At 60.0% G+C, this 14,357-nt stretch carries 14 protein-coding genes; 11 read left to right on the forward strand and 3 right to left on the reverse strand.

The features are described 5' to 3' along the window. Positions 1 to 129: 129 nt before the first annotated feature. Positions 130 to 1,674: an FGGY-family carbohydrate kinase gene (locus CFU_RS09110; RefSeq protein ID WP_041741615.1), complete on the forward strand. Its 1,545-nt coding sequence runs from the start codon at positions 130 to 132 to the stop codon at positions 1,672 to 1,674. Between the two features lie 13 nt (positions 1,675 to 1,687). On the opposite strand, the gene CFU_RS09115 is transcribed toward CFU_RS09110, so the two are convergent. Next, entirely contained in the window at positions 1,688 to 2,800 is a 1,113-nt protein-coding gene (locus CFU_RS09115) for an ABC transporter substrate-binding protein (protein ID WP_190275238.1), read from the reverse strand. Positions 2,801 to 2,961: 161 nt separating this feature from the next. Here CFU_RS09115 and CFU_RS09120 point away from each other — a divergent pair, with 161 nt between their 5' ends. From CFU_RS09120 to CFU_RS09145, 6 genes are all read left to right on the forward strand, one after another. Further along, the gene (locus CFU_RS09120; RefSeq protein ID WP_014005751.1) at positions 2,962 to 3,435 is read left to right on the forward strand and encodes a hypothetical protein; all 474 of its coding nucleotides are present in this window, start codon (positions 2,962 to 2,964) and stop codon (positions 3,433 to 3,435) included. Positions 3,436 to 3,688: 253 nt separating this feature from the next. Further along, on the forward strand, positions 3,689 to 4,456 hold the full coding sequence (locus CFU_RS09125) for a GNAT family N-acetyltransferase (RefSeq protein WP_014005752.1): 768 nt from the start codon (positions 3,689 to 3,691) through the stop codon (positions 4,454 to 4,456). Continuing rightward, entirely contained in the window at positions 4,453 to 5,331 is an 879-nt protein-coding gene (locus CFU_RS09130; RefSeq protein ID WP_014005753.1) for a UDP-2,3-diacylglucosamine diphosphatase, read from the forward strand. Before CFU_RS09125 ends, CFU_RS09130 begins: the two co-directional genes overlap by 4 nt. Then, on the forward strand, positions 5,313 to 6,371 hold the full coding sequence (locus tag CFU_RS09135; protein WP_014005754.1) for a glycosyltransferase family 4 protein: 1,059 nt from the start codon (positions 5,313 to 5,315) through the stop codon (positions 6,369 to 6,371). The genes CFU_RS09130 and CFU_RS09135 overlap by 19 nt, the downstream gene beginning before the upstream one ends. A gap of 229 nt (positions 6,372 to 6,600) precedes the next feature. Further along, positions 6,601 to 7,671 (forward strand): flavodoxin family protein, encoded by a 1,071-nt coding sequence (locus tag CFU_RS09140; RefSeq protein WP_041741616.1) that lies wholly within the window; start codon positions 6,601 to 6,603, stop codon positions 7,669 to 7,671. 47 nt (positions 7,672 to 7,718) lie between these two features. Beyond that, entirely contained in the window at positions 7,719 to 8,471 is a 753-nt protein-coding gene (locus CFU_RS09145) for an SDR family NAD(P)-dependent oxidoreductase (RefSeq protein ID WP_014005756.1), read from the forward strand. A 66-nt stretch (positions 8,472 to 8,537) separates the two neighbouring features. Here the strand turns inward: CFU_RS09145 and CFU_RS09150 are convergent, their stop codons facing one another. Continuing rightward, positions 8,538 to 9,350: an outer membrane protein assembly factor BamD gene (locus CFU_RS09150; protein WP_041741617.1), complete on the reverse strand. Its 813-nt coding sequence runs from the start codon at positions 9,348 to 9,350 to the stop codon at positions 8,538 to 8,540. Between the two features lie 56 nt (positions 9,351 to 9,406). Here CFU_RS09150 and CFU_RS09155 point away from each other — a divergent pair, with 56 nt between their 5' ends. Beyond that, positions 9,407 to 10,459 (forward strand): RluA family pseudouridine synthase, encoded by a 1,053-nt coding sequence (locus CFU_RS09155; RefSeq protein ID WP_014005758.1) that lies wholly within the window; start codon positions 9,407 to 9,409, stop codon positions 10,457 to 10,459. Between the two features lie 62 nt (positions 10,460 to 10,521). Then, entirely contained in the window at positions 10,522 to 11,295 is a 774-nt protein-coding gene (gene pgeF, locus CFU_RS09160; RefSeq protein ID WP_014005759.1) for a peptidoglycan editing factor PgeF, read from the forward strand. A 24-nt stretch (positions 11,296 to 11,319) separates the two neighbouring features. Here pgeF and CFU_RS09165 read toward each other — a convergent pair whose 3' ends face one another. Further along, a complete protein-coding gene (locus tag CFU_RS09165; protein WP_014005760.1) occupies positions 11,320 to 11,580 on the reverse strand; it encodes a hypothetical protein in 261 nt (86 codons plus the stop codon). A gap of 68 nt (positions 11,581 to 11,648) precedes the next feature. Between CFU_RS09165 and phaC the strand changes: the two genes are divergently transcribed. Together phaC and CFU_RS09175 are read left to right on the forward strand one after the other, a co-directional pair. After that, positions 11,649 to 13,424, forward strand: a complete 1,776-nt coding sequence (gene phaC / locus CFU_RS09170; protein ID WP_014005761.1) for a class I poly(R)-hydroxyalkanoic acid synthase — start codon at positions 11,649 to 11,651, stop codon at positions 13,422 to 13,424. Between the two features lie 82 nt (positions 13,425 to 13,506). Continuing rightward, positions 13,507 to 14,247, forward strand: a complete 741-nt coding sequence (locus tag CFU_RS09175; protein ID WP_014005762.1) for a 3-ketoacyl-ACP reductase — start codon at positions 13,507 to 13,509, stop codon at positions 14,245 to 14,247. Positions 14,248 to 14,357 lie beyond the last annotated feature (110 nt).

Raw genomic sequence — 14,357 nt, forward strand, 5'->3', positions numbered from 1 at the left:
CCCCCATCCTGATCGTGAGCGGCGCTCATCCCGGCCCTTGCTGCTATCCTATTGTGATTGATCTGCCGGCACCGCTCAAGCTGTTGCGCAAGCCGGTTGCTGATAACACACCAGGAGACTGAGCCAGCCATGAAATATGTGATCGGCGTCGACATCGGCACGCAAAGCAGCAAGGCCTTGCTGGTCGACGCAAACGGACGGATTGTCGCGCAGCACAGCCGCAGCTATCAGGTTGATACGCCCAGGCCGCTATGGGCCGAGCAATGGCCGCAGGTCTGGTTCGATGCGGTACGCGCGTGTATCGGCGAATGCGTGCGGCAGGCGCAAGCCGCGCCCGGTTTCGATCCGGCACAGGTCGCCGCGATCTGTATCAGCAGCTTGTACGGCGGCTCCGGCATTCCGGTGGACGCCGAGATGCAGCCTTTGCATCCTTGCCTGATCTGGATGGACCGGCGCGCCAACGACGAGGTTGCCTGGATCAGGAAAACGCTGGATGTCGACCGTCTGCGCACGCTCACCGGCAACGGCATCGACAGCTACTACGGCTACACCAAGATGCTCTGGATCAAAAACCAGCGGCCCGAGATATGGGAGAAAACACGGTATTTCCTGCCTCCCAACAGCTACATCAATTATCTGCTGACGGGAGAACTTGCGGTTGACCACAGTTCCGCCGGCAACATCGGCGGCGTCTACGATATCGTCGGGCGCAACTGGTGCCCGGAGACCATGGCCATGCTGGGAATCCCATTGCAGATGATGCCGTCGCGCTTGCTGCAATCGAGCGATGCGGTCGGCGGTTTGCTGCCGCAGTGGGCGCAGGAATTCGGCCTGCCGGCCGGAATCCCGCTGATGGCGGGCGGCGTCGACGCGGCGGTAGCGACCCTTGCCGCCGGCGCGGTCAAGGAGGGCAACCATGTGGCCATGATAGGCACCAGCATGTGCTGGGGTTACCTCAACCAGAACACCGACGCCAGCCATGGGCTGATCAGCATGCCGCATGTCTTCAACGGCTTGCAGGACAATTATATTTTTGGCGGGGCGATTACCGCCGGGGCGTCGGTCAGCTGGTTCCGCGAGCAGTTTTGCCAGGCCGAGATCGCCGAGGCGAAACAGCAGCAGGTCGATCCGCATCACTTGCTGGAGGTGCGCGCTGCCGCCATTGCGCCGGGTTGCGACGGCGTCCTGTTCCTGCCTTACCTGATGGGCGAACGCAGCCCGGTGTGGGACGCCGGCGCCAGCGGCGCCTTTGTCGGCCTGAGCCTGTATCACAGCCGGGCGCACATGTACCGGGCGGTATTGGAAGGCGTCAGTTTTGCGCTGAAACACAATATGGATGCCGGCGCCAAAGGCGCGCTGTTTCTGGACGAACGGCTGGTGGTGGTGGGCGGCGCCAGCCATTCCGACCTCTGGATGCAGATTATCGCGGACATCACCGGCTATGCAGTTTACACCATCAAGGAAAACGTCGAAGCCGCCTTGGGCGCCGCCTTGCTGGCAGCCTATGGCGCCGGCCTGGTCAGCCGAGAGGACGTGAAGCAGGGCTGGGTGAGCCTGGAGCAGCGCGCCAGCCCCGATGCGGCGAGACACCGGATGTATGCCGCGCGCTTCGAGGTCTACCGCGAACTTTACCCGGCGCTAAAGCCGATCATGCATAAATTGCAAACGGCCTGATGGCAAGATCAGCTCAGTAGGTCAGTCCGCTGGCCTTGTTGAACAGCGCCATGTCGACATAGCTCGACAGATGGTTGCTGTCGGCGACGTCGCCCACCGTATACCCGCCGATGTCAAAACCGCCGTCGGGAATGGCGTATTCCGCCTGGCCGCTGGTGCGTTTGCCGGCCGCCAGCAGGCGCTGCCATGACTTGGCCGCGGTGAAACCTTCCAGCGTCAGCGCCGATACCGGCTCGTCGCGGTATTTCCGCATCATGTTCAAATGTTCGAGCTGTATCGAAGAGCTGCCGATGCTGGGATTCGGGACGACTTGCGAAAACACCGTCCACTCCACGGCTTTGCCGCCGGCCAGCTGGCGCAGCGTGGTCAGGTTGGTAAGGGAAGAGCCGGCGACGAAGGTTTGCGGCGCCAGTTTGCGGAATTCTTTCAGGAATACGCCGGCATTCACGGTGTCGGCAATCATGATCACGAAACCCGGCTTGGCGCTGGCCAGCTGCGCCGTTTCGCTGCGCATCTTGGCCGGGTCGCTGCCCAGGTGGACCGTGCCGCTGAGCCTGATGCCGCTTTCCTTCATCCGCTCGGCCAGGCGGCGGTAGGCGTCGGCGGTGGCGGCCGATTCCTGGTACACCACGCCGACATCCTTGATGCCCAGCTTGTCGAAATGGGAAAATATATGGCGGATTTCCTGCTGGTAGCTGGGCCGCCAGAACAGGACTTTGGCGTCTTTGCGGTAATCGGCGCCGGCCAGCGGTGCGTACAGCGTCAGGCCGCTGCGCTTGAATTCGGCCGAATCCAGCACGGCGCGGGTGACATCGTCGCCGACGCCGCCGAACAGGTAGGAAACGCGGGCCTGGGTGATCAGTTCGGCCACCGCCTTGATCGCCAGGTCGGCCTGGCCGTGGTCGTCGCGCACCAGGTACTGGACGCGTCGGCCGTTGATGCCGCCCTTGGCGTTGAGCACGTCAAAATAGGTCTTGATGCCAGCCACATAGTCGCGCCCCAGGTCGGCGTTCGGACCCGACAGATCGATGGCCTGGCCTACCACCACGGTGTCGGTCGCTGCATTTGCCAGCAGCGGCAGGCACAAGGCGATAGCAGCCAGATACTTGCACAAAAAGCGTTTCAAGTTTAAGTTCATCGGAAAGTCAAAATATGGCGTGGGAGGAGTCGCGATTCTGGTTGCAAATTGTGACGGCTTGATGAATTTGTTGTCTTTGTTGAAGCGGTCCTTGCTGATAATAGAATAATTGTATATATTATTTATACGATTTAAATATGGAGAGTTGAATGGTTACCAGTAAAATTGTGAAACCTGTTGTCAAGAAGCCGATTGCAGTGAAAAAACCCGTTGCCAAAGCCAAGCCTGCAGCGCGTCCTTCTGCCAAGCCGGTAGCAAAGCCAGCTGCCAAGCCTGCAGTAAAAACAGTCGCAAAACCTTTGCCCAAGCCGCTGCCGAAACCTTTGCCGGTCGCCAAGCCAGCGGTTCCAAAACCGGCGCCAAGCATCAAGGCGCTGCCGGATTTAAAGGGTAAGGTAAAGAAAGCCAAGCTGGTGCGCGACAGTTTCACCATGCCGGCCGATGAATACCAGGTCTTGGGCGACGTCAAGAAAACCTTCTTGAAAGCCGGCCTGGAAGTTAAAAAGAGCGAGCTGCTGCGGGTCGGTGTTGCCTTGATCCGCGAACTGGACCTGGCCAACCTGAAACTGGCCGTGGCCAGCCTGCCGCCGGTGAAAGCGGGCCGTCCGAAGAAAGAGAAATAAGACAGACAGCTTGTACTGCGCAGTGTGCTGAACAGGGCCCGGATCTGTGCGTTGGCGAAAGCCGCCGCACAGATCCGGGCCCTGTTTTTTTGTGCAGGCAGGGGCTCCGCATTATCGGAAAACCGCAGGATTCATGTTCCTGGAATTATATTTTTGACACTGTTGCTATGTCACAAAACCGAAATAAACTTGTCATTTTCTTGAAGTAATCGGTAGTTAGGCTTGTCATCGTCACAATCAGAAAGGACGATGAATGCAACTGCTAACGAATCCTGGCGAAGCAAGTACTAGTGTTTCCAAGTTGACGGTTAGTCTTGCCAGTACGCCGGAAGAGGTACGTGAAGTGCAGCGTTTGCGCTACAAGGTGTTTATCGAGACGATGGGTCTTTCCGCGCTGGCCAATGCGGACGGCCTGGACAGCGATGAATTCGATTCCTATTGCGATCACCTGATCGTCCGCGACACCAATACCTTGCGCGTGGTCGGCACTTATCGGGTCATGAGCCCGCACGCGGCAAGAAGCATGGGCCGTTATTATTCGGAACAGGAATTCGACCTCGGGCGCCTCGATAACCTGCGCAGCAGCATCGCCGAAGCAGGGCGCGCCTGCATCGATCCCGAATACCGCAGCGGCAGCGTCATCATGCTGCTGTGGGCCGGCCTGGCAGCCTTCATGCGGCGCGAACGCTGCGACTACCTGATGGGCTGCGCCAGCGTCAGCCTGGCCGATGGCGGCCATAACGCCGCGGCCTTGTACCACGGCTTGGACCAGAATAACTTTGCGCCGGCCGAATACCGCGTCACGCCGCATGTGCCGTTTCCGGTGCATGAGCGCGAAACCGGCCATGTGGCGCAGATGCCGCCGCTGCTGAAAGGCTACCTGCGCAGCGGCGCCTGGGTCTGTGGCGATCCGGCCTGGGATCCCGATTTCCACTCCGCCGATTTTTTCCTGCTGCTGCCTCTATCCAAGCTGGACCAGCGCTATGCGCGTCACTATCTTAAAGAAACGAGGACGACATGAAACCAGGCGAACAGTTTCTGGAAGCTGCGTTGTTTGGCGCCAATGCCGGTAACGGCGTCGGCGCCGGGACGAAGCGCGATCCGATCCGCTTCCGCACCATCTGGATTTCCGATGTGCACCTGGGAACCACCGGCTGCCAGGCTGCTCGCCTGCTTGAGTTCTTGCGCGCGACCGAATCGGATACCTTGTACCTGGTCGGCGACATCATCGACGGCTGGCAGCTCAAGCGCCGCTGGTACTGGGACCAGGTCCACAACAATGTAGTGCAAACGGTGCTGAAAAAGGCGCGCAAGGGAACCGAGGTGATTTTTGTGCCCGGCAACCATGACGAGGCTGTGCGCCAATTCATCGATCTGGACTTTGGCGGTATCCGGATCCGCGATGAATTGGTGCATACCACCGCGCAGGGAAAACGCATGCTGGTGCTGCACGGCGACCGTTTCGACGGCGTCATCGCCTGCGCCAAATGGCTGGCGTATGTAGGCGACAGCCTGTACACCGTGATCCTGAAATTCAACCAGTGGTTCAACGGCTGGCGCGCGCGCGCCGGCTTGCCTTACTGGTCGCTCTCGCAGTACCTGAAGCTGAAAGTGAAAAACGCCGTCAACTACATCTCTTCGTTTGAAGATGCGCTGGCGGCGGAAGCGCAGAAAAAGGGCCTGGACGGCGTCATTTGCGGCCATATCCACAAGCCGGAAATCCGCGACATCAACGGCATCAAGTATTGCAACGACGGCGACTGGGTAGAAAGCCTGTCGGCGCTGGTGGAAGAGGCCAGCGGCGAATTGCGCCTGGTGACCTGGCAGGAAATCATGCAGCAAAAGAATGCCGTGTCCGGCAAGAAGGTTGGCGAGTTATGCGCATTGCCATCGTAACTGACGCCGGGCAAACGCTGATCAACGGAGTAGTCAATACCTTGCGCGCCACCAGCGCTTGCCTGCGCCATAACGGCCACGAAGTATTGCTGCTCAGTCCCGACGATTTCCCGACTTTCGCCTGTCCCACTTATCCCGAAATCCGCCTGGCCCACAAGCCTTACGCCAGGATCGCGGCCAGCCTGAAGGCGTTTGCGCCAGACTGCATCCATATCTCGACCGAAGGTCCGATGGGCCTGGCCGCCAGGCGTTTCTGCCTGCGCCAGGGCATAGGTTTCACCAGCGCCTACCACACGCGTTTTCCGGAGTACCTGAGCGCACGTTCGATCTTGCCCAAGGCACTGACTTACCGCTGGCTACGCTGGTTCCACGGCCCCTCGAAAGCGGTGATGGTGCCGACGCCGCACGTGCTCAAGGAGCTGGAGCAGCGCGGCTTCCGCCACCTGGTGTTATGGGGCCGGGGAGTGGATACCGAGCGTTTCAAGCCGGTGGACGAGGACCATGCTTGCATCGCTCGCCCTTTGTATCTGTATGTCGGCAGGGTGGCGGTGGAAAAGAATATCGAATCCTTCCTGCAGGTCGACCTGCCGGGCAGCAAGTGGGTGATAGGCGACGGCCCGTTGCGGGAAGAGCTGCAGCAGCGTTATCCGGATGTGCAATTCCTGGGCGCCAAACCGCACCATGAGCTCACTTCCTATTACAATTGCGCCGATGTGATGGTGTTCCCCAGCCATACCGATACGTTCGGGCTGGTCATGGTCGAAGCCATGGCTTGCGGGGTGCCGGTCGCCGCTTATCCGGTCGCCGGCCCGCTCGATGTAGTGGCGCAGGGACGCTCAGGGATACTCGACGAGGACCTGTCTTCGGCCTGCCTGCGAGCCCTGGCGCTGGACCGGCGCGAGGTGCGGGCGCATGCGCTGGAATACTCCTGGGAACTGGCTACCCAGCAGTTCCAGCAGCATCTGTTCCCGATCCAGGGCGTGAAAAAACGCCCCGCGAACCTGCTGGCCGGCCGGTCGCGGCCGGCTTCGGGCCTGTAACGGGCCATGACAGGCTATCCGAATCAGAAAGAGTGTTAGTCACCGCACATACATGCCCCGGCTTCGGGAGCATGATTGTTCCAGTTCCACTCATGCTGTTTGCATGAGGACTGCCAGCCGGCAGGCGGCTCGCTGATCAGATTTGCCATGCATTTGCATGCCTCTGCTTGCGGAAGTGTCCCATCCCTTTGATCCAGTCGCCGCTCCCGCATCCATACAGGAGATCACAGTGACTGAGCCACGCAAAGGGCAAGCGCCAGCGGTATTGAAAAGAGATGAATTCCACTTCGAATTCCGACGCTCTTTTATCGACCCCACGTTTGCCGCGGTCGAAGCCGATATCGCCAGGGTGGAGCAGGTCGCCTGGGAAAACTACATCAACGGCAACAAGTCTCCCGTCACGGCAAAAGCCGGGCCGGAATTCGAGGACCCCGATTACGATCTGTCGACTGAATGGAAAGCTACCCGCGACAGCTTGCTTGCGGCGGAAACGGTCCAGAAAAATCCCGCCACCAAGTCCAGGGTCTTGCTGATCTGCGGCTCCGCCCGCAATGACGGCAGCTGTCCCGGCGAAATGTCCAAGACTTACCGCATGGTCAAGCTTGCTGCGGCAACGCTGGCGGCCAGCGATGTGGAAGTCGATTTGCTGGACCTGAGCCTGCTTACCTCAGGCTACGACCAGCACATCTATCCCTGCAAGGGCTGCGTCTCCACCGCGATGCCGTTATGCCACTGGCCGTGCAGTTGCTACCCGAACCACGGCCAGCGCCAGACCAACGACTGGATGGCGGAAATTTACGAGAAATGGGTCGCTGCGCACGCTGTCATCATCATGACGCCGGTCTACTGGTACCAGACGCCCGGAGTGTTGAAACTGATGATAGATCGGCTGGTGTGCGCCGACGGCGGCAATCCCGATCCGTCCAGCACCCATGGCAAGGATGCGGAAAAAGCCAAACAGCTGGAGTTGCAAGGATGGCCCTATCCCAAGCACCTGGCCGGCCGCGCCTACGGCCTGGTGGTGCATGGCGATGTCGCCGGCGTCGAAGGGGTGCGCAGGGGGCTGTCGGACTGGCTCGACTGGATGGGGCTGGTCGATGCCGGCGCCTTGTCGCGGCTGGACCGCTTCGTCGGTTATTACGAGTCGTATGCGGAGAGCCATCTCGCGCTGGACAAGGACCTGGCGCTGCAGCAGGAAGTGCGCAATGTCGCCAGCGCCGTGGTCAATGCCGTGGCCGAGATCCGCGCCGGGAATTTTGAGCCGCCGGATGCCGAGCTGCATCGGCCGCGGCCTAAATAGGCCGTGCGCCGAAATCCCGCCCAACCCTATCGCCAGGAGGAAAACCCATGCTTGAATTTTCAGGGAAAGTGGCCATCGTGACCGGCGCCGGTTCCGGCCTGGGCGAGGCCATCGCCACCATTCTGTACCAGGGCGGCGCCAGCGTCGTCCTCGCCGATATCGATCAGCAGCGCTGCATCGATGTAGCCGGCCGGCTGGACCCCGAAGGCGCGCATACCTTGCCGCTGCAGACCGATGTTTCCGATCATCGCGCGGTGGAAGCGATGGTGGCGGCGACCATGGCGCGCTTCGACGGCCTGCACCTGGCGGTCAACAACGCCGGCATTACCGGACCGCGCGAGACGCCCACGGCCGAATATGACATCGAGACCTGGCAACGGGTGATTGCGACCGATCTCGGCGGCGTGTTTTTTTGCATGAAATACCAGATCCCGGCGCTGCTGGCGAGCGGCGGCGGCGCCATTGTCAACATGTCGTCGGCGGCCGGGATTGTCGCGGTGGCCGGCGAGGCGCCGTATGTGGCGGCCAAACACGGCATCATCGGATTAAGCAAAAGCGTGGCGCTGGAATATGCCGGCCGCAATATCAGGGTTAACGCGGTCGGCCCTGGCTTCATCGACACGCCCGAGATCAGGAAGCTGCCGCAAGAAGAACATGATGCGCTGGCGGCGCTGCATCCGATGGGCCGCCTGGGGCAGGCCGAGGAAGTCGGGCAGCTGGTCGCTTATCTGCTGTCCGAACAGGCTTCCTTCATTACCGGCAGCTTCCATTCGATAGACGGCGGTTACACCGCGCGCTGAAAACGTTGCCGGAAAATAAAATGCCCCGTATGGAACGGGGCATTGTCAGTCAGTGCGGCTTGTCTGTTACCAGAATTTCCACCAAGGCGCTTTGACGACCTTGTTGCTGTCGGTGCCGGTGCCGCCGACATACTTGCTGTTCGGGTAGGTCTTTTTCAGCACACGCTCAGCGTCATCGCGCAATTGCGGGAGGCCCAGGGCTTCATACGACTGCACCATGATATGCAGCGCTTCTTCCACCGCAGGCGCATCGCGATATTGCTGGATGGCGCTTTGCGCACGGTCGGCTGCGGCTACATACGCGCCGCGGCGGTAGTAGTAGCTGGCGACGTGGACGTCATACTGCGCCAGCGCATTCACCAGGTATTTCATGCGCGCCAGCGAATCCGGGGCGTAGGTGCTGTCCGGGAAGCGGACTACCACTTGCTTGAAGGCGTCGAATGCATCGCGCGCCGCTTTCGGGTCGCGCTCGGTAGCGTCTTCGCTCGACAGGAAATCGAAAATGCTGATCTTGTCGTTGAAGTTGACCAGGCCGCGCAGGTAGTACATGTAGTCTACGTTAGGGTGGTTCGGATGCAGCTTGATGAAGCGGTCGATCGCCGCCAGCGCCTCGGGCTGCTCGCCTTGCCGGTAATGGGCATAAGCGATATCCATCTGCGCCTGTTGCGCGTAAGTGCCGAACGGATAACGCGATTCCAGCTTTTCAAAGTACTTAATTGCCTTATCGTAGCCGCCGCTGTTCATTTCATCCTTGGCCTCCGAGTATAATCGGGGGGCGGACCAGTTTGCGGTTTCATCGACTTTGTCTGGCAATAAGCCACACGCAGATAAGGATAGAGCGAATGCGACGGCAGCTAGTTTTAAGAGTCTTTTTTGCATAGTGGTTTGCAAGATTGCGCGTGTTCTAGTGTATTAACAACGATTGATTATAGCTGATGGGACTTCAAGTGATGTCATTTACCAAGCCAAATTTGGCTGAAAGTCTGCCTGACGCTGATTTAGAGGCCGATATCGACTACGTCGATGACGGCGTCGACGATGGCGACGCGGCTACCGCCAGCGCGCCGATAGTACTGCAATTGACTCCGGATGTCTGCGGTACGCGTCTGGATAAAGTGGTTTCGACCCTGGTGCCGCAATATTCGCGCAGCCGCATCCAGCAGTGGATAGAAGCCGGCCACGTCACCGTCGACGGCAAGCCGGGCACCACCAAAATGACCACCTACGGCGATGAAACCGTGGTGGTGCTGCCGCAGCCGGCGCCCGATGAAAAGGCGTTCACGCCGGAAGACATGGCGCTGGACGTGGTCTACGAAGATGCGGCAATCATTGTCATCAACAAGCCGGCCGGGCTGGTGGTGCATCCGGCCGCCGGCAACTGGTCGGGCACCCTGCTCAACGGCCTGCTGTTTCGCTGGCCGGCATTGGCCGGGGTGCCGCGCGCCGGCATCGTGCATCGCCTGGACAAGGATACCAGCGGCCTGATGGTGGTCGCCAAGACGCTCGAAGCGCAGACCGATCTGGTGCGCCAGCTGCAGGCCCGCACCGTCAAGCGCCAGTACCTGGCGCTGGTGTGGGGCACGCCGCAGCTGAACGGCACCGTCGACAGCCCGATGGCGCGCCATCCGCGCGACCGCATCAAGATGGCGGTATCGGAAAGCCTGATCGCCAAGCCGGCCATCACCCACTACCAGCGGCTGGCGACCGGCTTGCTGGAGCGGCGTCCGGTCAGCCTCATGAGTTGTCGCCTGGAAACTGGGCGTACCCACCAGATTCGCGTCCACATGCAGTCGCTCGGCTTTTCGCTGGTGGGCGACGCCTTGTACGGCAAGCAACATCTGATGCCGGCTTTCCCGCGCCAGGCCCTGCAGGCATCGCGCCTGGGCCTGATCCATCCGAGCAGCGGCAAGGCTTGCGAATGGTATGCGCCGCTGCCTGAGGATTTCGCCGCGCTGCTGGTGCGTGCGGGCATGAGCGTGCCGGAATAAATTGTAGACCAGGGTTATCGGCGGTTTTGTGAATTAAATGGAAAGAAGGGAAGATTCGGCGCATGCAATTGATTATTCCGGACTGGCCTGGATTGCCGCCCAATATTGGCGCTTGCGCCACCCTGCGCGGCGGCGGCGCCAGCCAGGGGCCGTATGACGACGGCAACGGCGGCGGCGGCCTGAATCTCGGCAGCCACGTCGGCGACCAGCCGGCGGCGGTCGAATCCAACCGTGCGCGGCTGGATATCCTGCTGCCGGCGTCGCCGCTGTGGCTGACGCAGGTCCATGGCCATCAGGTGGTTGACGCTGGCGCCGGAGCCAGTGCCGGCGGCGTCGAAGCGGATGCTGCCATCGCCACCCGGCCAGGCGTGGTGTGTGCGATCCAGACCGCCGATTGCCTGCCGGTCTTGTTTGCCGATGTGAACGGCGCCGTGGTCGGCGCTGCGCATGCCGGCTGGCGCGGCTTGCAGGGCGGCGTGCTGCAAAATACCGTGGCCCGCATGCGCGCTGCCGGCGCTGGGCCGATTTCAGCCTGGCTGGGGGCCGCCATCGGCCCCGAAAGATTCGAGGTTGGCGCCGACGTGCTGGCGGCATTCGCCGAGGTTGCGGAAGCCGGCCGGGAAAGGCTGGAAACCGAAGCCTGCTTTACGCCGATCGCACAGCGGTCCGGTAAATATCTGGCGGACATTTATCAACTGGCGCGGCTTGCGCTGCGCCAGGCGGATGTGCAGAATATCCATGGCGGCGGATTATGTACGGTCAGCGACAGGAATTTTTACTCCTACCGCCGCGACCATGTGACTGGTCGCATGGCTTCGCTGATCTGGCTGAAATAAGCTGGTTGAAATGGACGGGGCTGCTTATTGTTTCTTTGCTTCCGTATTTTCTTGCGGGACGGATGCAGGAACAGTCGGGGCAGCTTTTTGCTGTGCTGCCAGCCTGTCAGAATTTTCAGCACGCTGACGATTTCTCTTGCGCTTCGGCGTGCCCATCAGGTATAAAACAATTGTCAAAGGAAAAACACCGTACAGCAAAAACGTCATCACACCGGCAACTGGAGTAGCCTCTGTAATTGCCATCATGAAGACGACGTAAATCCAGGCGATGGCGACGATGTACATTTTGCTTCCTGCTTTAGAGTCAATCCGATAAAAGATACACGAAAATAAGCCAAAACAACGGTCACAGCATGAATTCGCCTAATATCACGCCTAATTTTTCCGTCTTCGATCCTGCCGCATTGTCGCAACTCTCGCAGCAGTTCAGCCAAGCATTCAATCCCCAATTCTTGCAGCAGCTCAGCCACATCGCCGACCCCGGCATGTTCCTGGGTTTCAATCCGTCGGCGCAAAACCAAAGCGGCGCGGCAGGTTTCGGCGAGCTCGGCATTTCGCTCGACCCGGCGGTGCTGGAAAAGCTGCAGGCGGAATACACGCAGCAGCTGTCTGCGCTGTGGAAGGACATGCTGGCGGCGCGCATTCCCGCCATCGCCGACCGTCGCTTCAGCGCAGCAGCCTGGCATGGCAATCCGGTGTATGCCTTCAATGCCGCGGCCTACCTGCTGAACGCCCATTTCCTGACGGCGATGGTCGAGGCGCTGGAGGCACCGCCCAAGATCAAGCGCAAGATCGGCTTCACCGTGCAGCAGATGATAGACGCCATGGCGCCGTCCAATTTCCTGGCGACCAATCCGGCGGCGCAGCAGAAAATTGTCGAAACCAATGGCGAAAGCCTGACCAAAGGCATTGCCCAGATGATCGCGGACATGCACAAGGGCCGGGTGTCGCAGACCGACGAGTCGGCGTTCGAGGTCGGCAAGGACGTGGCGACCACCGAAGGCGCCGTGGTATTCGAGAACGAGCTGTTCCAGCTGATCCAGTACACGCCGCTGACCGCCAAGGTGTACCAGCGGCCGTTGCTGATCGTGCCGCCGTGCATCAACAAGTTCTACATCCTTGACCTGCAGCCGCAGAACTCGCTGGTGCGCTACGCGGTGGAGCAGGGACATAGCGTATTCCTGGTTTCCTGGCGCAACGCCGACGAGTCGCTGGCGCAGGCCACCTGGGACCAGTACGTGGTCGACGGCGCCATCCGTGCGATCCAGGCGGTGCAAGACATATCCGGCCAGGACAAGATCAATACGCTGGGTTTCTGCGTCGGCGGCACGATCCTCTCTACCGCGCTGGCAAAGCTGGCGGCGGAAAAGAACAACCCGATCGCCAGCCTGACCCTGCTCACCGCCTTCCTCGATTTCAGCGATACCGGCATCCTCGACGTCTACATCGACGACATGCAGATCCGCATGCGGGAACAGGCCATCGGCCAGGGTGGCCTGATGCCGGGGCGTGAATTCGGCTCGGCGTTTTCCAGCTTGCGTCCCAATGACCTGCTGTGGAATTATGTCGAATCGAATTACCTCAAGGGCGAGCAGCCGACGCCTTTCGATCTGTTGTACTGGAACGCCGACAGCACCAACCTGCCGGGCCCGATGTTTTGTTATTACCTGCGCCACATGTACCTGGACAATTCGCTCAAGGATGCCAGGCTGACGGTAGGCGGACAAAAGATCGACCTCGGCAAGATCGATGCGCCGGCTTTCATCTATGCTTCGCGCGAAGACCACATCGTGCCCTGGGCTTCGGCCTATGCCTCGGTGTCCTTGCTGAATCCTAAAAAGCCGAAGCAGAACCGTTTTGTGCTGGGCGCTTCCGGCCATATCGCCGGCGTGATCAATCCGCCGGCAAAGAAGAAACGAAGTTATTGGACGAACAAGGCAGTCGCCGCCGATGCCGATACCTGGCTGGCGGCAGCGGTTGAACATCCCGGCAGCTGGTGGACCGAATGGGCGGAATTTTTATCCGAACATGCAGGAAAACAAGTGGCCGCGCCGCGCAAATTAGGAAATACTAAGTACGGCATCATCGAGCCGGCGCCGGGCCGGTATGTCAAAGTCAGGGCAGAATAAAACGCAGCGCGAAGACTGTCGGGGAAGCGGTAGCCAGTAAGCAGATGGATTTTTTGAATTGTTTTTTTGAAGGAGACAAAAGATGGCAAAGCGAATCGTTTATGTGACAGGGGGAATGGGCGGCATCGGTACCCCAATTTGTACTCGTCTTTGCACGGATGGCTACACCGTGGTTGCCGGCTGCGGGCCGAATTCCACGCGCAAGGATAAATGGCTGGCCGACATGCGCGCCAAGGGTTTCGATATCCACGCCTCGGAAGGCAATGTCTCCAACTGGGAATCGACCAAGGCGGCGTTCGAAAAGGTCAAGGCGGAAGTCGGCGAGGTCGACATCCTGATCAATAACGCGGGCATTACCCGCGACGGCCAGTTCCGCAAGATGTCCAAGGCTGACTGGGATGCTGTCATCGACACCAACCTGAATTCGCTGTTCAACGTCACCAAGCAGGTCATCGACGGCATGGCAGACCGCGGCTGGGGACGGATTGTCAATATTTCATCGGTCAACGGCCAGAAGGGGCAGTTCGGCCAGACCAACTACTCGACCGCAAAAGCCGGCATCCACGGCTTCACGATGGCGCTGGCGCAGGAAGTGGCGACCAAGGGCGTTACCGTCAATACCGTATCGCCAGGTTATGTCGGCACCGACATGGTGCGCTCGATCCGGCCGGATGTGCTGGAAAAGATCGTCGCCGGCATCCCGGTGAAACGCCTGGGCGAACCGGAAGAAATCGCTTCCATCATCTCCTGGATCGTGTCGGAAGAGGGTGGTTACGCCACCGGTTCCGACTTCTCCCTGAACGGCGGCCTGCACATGGGCTGATGCCCCTGTCGGTGTCAGCTCCCGTGTGGATTGTCTTGCAATCCACACGGTTTATTGCGTATGCTTGCTTGTATTGCAATGCAATAAAACTCCCTGCACTGTCTTGGCAC

The sequence above is a fragment of the Collimonas fungivorans Ter331 genome (assembly GCF_000221045.1).
In the GTDB taxonomy this organism is placed as follows: domain Bacteria; phylum Pseudomonadota; class Gammaproteobacteria; order Burkholderiales; family Burkholderiaceae_D; genus Collimonas; species Collimonas fungivorans_A.

What these genes read in the sequence shown, in the direction of transcription:
- CFU_RS09110 (WP_041741615.1), top strand. Translation starts at nt 130, where the DNA reads ATGAAATATGTGATCGGCGTCGACATCGGCACGCAAAGCAGCAAGGCC.
- CFU_RS09125 (WP_014005752.1), top strand. Translation starts at nt 3,689, where the DNA reads ATGCAACTGCTAACGAATCCTGGCGAAGCAAGTACTAGTGTTTCCAAG.
- phaC (WP_014005761.1), top strand. Translation starts at nt 11,649, where the DNA reads ATGAATTCGCCTAATATCACGCCTAATTTTTCCGTCTTCGATCCTGCC.
- CFU_RS09130 (WP_014005753.1), top strand. Translation starts at nt 4,453, where the DNA reads ATGAAACCAGGCGAACAGTTTCTGGAAGCTGCGTTGTTTGGCGCCAAT.
- CFU_RS09175 (WP_014005762.1), top strand. Translation starts at nt 13,507, where the DNA reads ATGGCAAAGCGAATCGTTTATGTGACAGGGGGAATGGGCGGCATCGGT.
- CFU_RS09165 (WP_014005760.1), bottom strand. Translation starts at nt 11,580, where the DNA reads ATGTACATCGTCGCCATCGCCTGGATTTACGTCGTCTTCATGATGGCA.
- pgeF (WP_014005759.1), top strand. Translation starts at nt 10,522, where the DNA reads ATGCAATTGATTATTCCGGACTGGCCTGGATTGCCGCCCAATATTGGC.
- CFU_RS09135 (WP_014005754.1), top strand. Translation starts at nt 5,313, where the DNA reads ATGCGCATTGCCATCGTAACTGACGCCGGGCAAACGCTGATCAACGGA.
- CFU_RS09155 (WP_014005758.1), top strand. Translation starts at nt 9,407, where the DNA reads ATGGGACTTCAAGTGATGTCATTTACCAAGCCAAATTTGGCTGAAAGT.
- CFU_RS09120 (WP_014005751.1), top strand. Translation starts at nt 2,962, where the DNA reads ATGGTTACCAGTAAAATTGTGAAACCTGTTGTCAAGAAGCCGATTGCA.
- CFU_RS09145 (WP_014005756.1), top strand. Translation starts at nt 7,719, where the DNA reads ATGCTTGAATTTTCAGGGAAAGTGGCCATCGTGACCGGCGCCGGTTCC.
- CFU_RS09150 (WP_041741617.1), bottom strand. Translation starts at nt 9,350, where the DNA reads ATGCAAAAAAGACTCTTAAAACTAGCTGCCGTCGCATTCGCTCTATCC.